This window comes from Aphanothece microscopica RSMan92 (genome assembly GCF_046613545.2).
GTDB lineage: Bacteria > Cyanobacteriota > Cyanobacteriia > PCC-6307 > Cyanobiaceae > NIES-981.
On record NZ_JBKKKY020000183.1, the window covers coordinates 1 to 1402 of the forward strand.

Annotated in this window: 2 protein-coding genes; one reads left to right on the forward strand and one right to left on the reverse strand. The window is 70.0% G+C overall.

Annotation, left to right across the window (positions count from 1 at the left end; genetic code table 11):
• Positions 1-356, reverse strand: a 356-nt coding sequence (locus tag ACLD7X_RS16800) for an MFS transporter (RefSeq protein WP_411424833.1), incomplete at its 3' end; no start/stop codon positions are given.
• A gap of 265 nt (positions 357-621) precedes the next feature.
• Between ACLD7X_RS16800 and ACLD7X_RS16805 the strand changes: the two genes are divergently transcribed.
• A complete protein-coding gene (locus ACLD7X_RS16805; RefSeq protein WP_411424834.1) occupies positions 622-1236 on the forward strand; it encodes a hypothetical protein in 615 nt (204 codons plus the stop codon).
• Positions 1237-1402 lie beyond the last annotated feature (166 nt).

Below are 1402 nucleotides of genomic sequence, written 5' to 3' on the forward strand. Positions count from 1 at the left end.
AGCGCCGTACCCACGCCGATCAGGAAGGTGAATGCCAGCAGCGACCAGGGCGTCAGCCCCCCCGCCAGCGCCGTGGCCGCCAGTGCGACAGAGGCCGCCAGCATCAGCCCCTGCGCCACCAGCATGATCCGGCGGCGGTCGTGGTTGTCGGCCAGCGCCCCCGCCGACAGCGCAAACAGCATGATCGGCAGCGTGGCCGAGGCCTGCACCAGCGCGATCATGCTGGGCGACAAGGTCAGGCTGGTCATCATCCAGGCCGCCCCCACCCCCTGGATCAGCCCGCCCAGGTTCGACACCTGGTTGGCCGCCCAGAACCGGCGAAAGGCCGGGTGACGAAAGGGGCGCAGAGCGGGCATTGTGTCGGGCAAGGGCGGCACCTTTTGCGGCGGTGGTCCGGGCGGCACGTTAGCGCGGGCGCGGGCCGCAGGCCACCCGTGCCGCCATCCGCCCCGATCACAGGATTCGGCAGGAATCCGCCATGATTTCCACATGAACGTATCTCAATGTTGCGATGTATTGAGTCGCACGGCAGAAGGCGGAACACCGCGCGCCGCGCAGGAACGGGGCCGCAGAGGGACAGCAACCATCGTTTCACGCCCATCGGGGAAAGGGGCAAAGGCCATGACTATCGGCAAGATCGGCCTGTCGGCCGCATTCGGTCTGGTGATGATTGCAGCGGGTTGCACGGATCAGGTGGTCACGCGGGGCACCGCGGCGGCGCCTGCGGACGGGGTGCAGGTGTCGACGGCGGGCGCCGCCGTGGCGCCGAACACGCCCCGCATCTTTCGCGGCTATCTGACGGGCTATACCTGGTGGGACAACACGCCGCCCGGGTCCTCGGCCATCGCGCGCCCCGTCCTGCGCCAGCGCGCGGGCGGCACGGGCACGTGGGAGGACCCCATCACCATCGCCGTCGGCCACCGGATCGAGGGCGGGCGCCAGACGCTGGACTATCGCGAGGGGACGCGGTTCTACCTGCCGCGGCTGCGCAAATATGCCATCGTCGAGGATGTCTGCGGCGACGGCAACCAGCCGCAGCTGGGCCCCTGCCACACCGGGCACCAGGGCCATCCGTGGCTGGACATCTGGATCGGCGGGCGCGGCCAGACACCTGCGGCAGCCGATGCATGCGCGCGGCGCATCACCGCGGTGCAGGAGATGGTGATCCACCCGCAGCCCGGCCTGCCGGTCGAGACGGGCGAGATCGCGGCCAACGGCTGCAAGGTCTTTGGCTGAGGGCGGGGCCGCGCGCCGCGGGGGCGGTCAGCCGCCCGGCGCGCGCACCGTGCCCAGCCGCGCCAGCTTGCCCCAATGGACCAGCGTGCCGGTCGCGGGGGGGGGGAACGAGCGGAGAAAAGGGGAGAGAAAAAAAAGCAGGGCAAACAAACAAAGCACAAACACA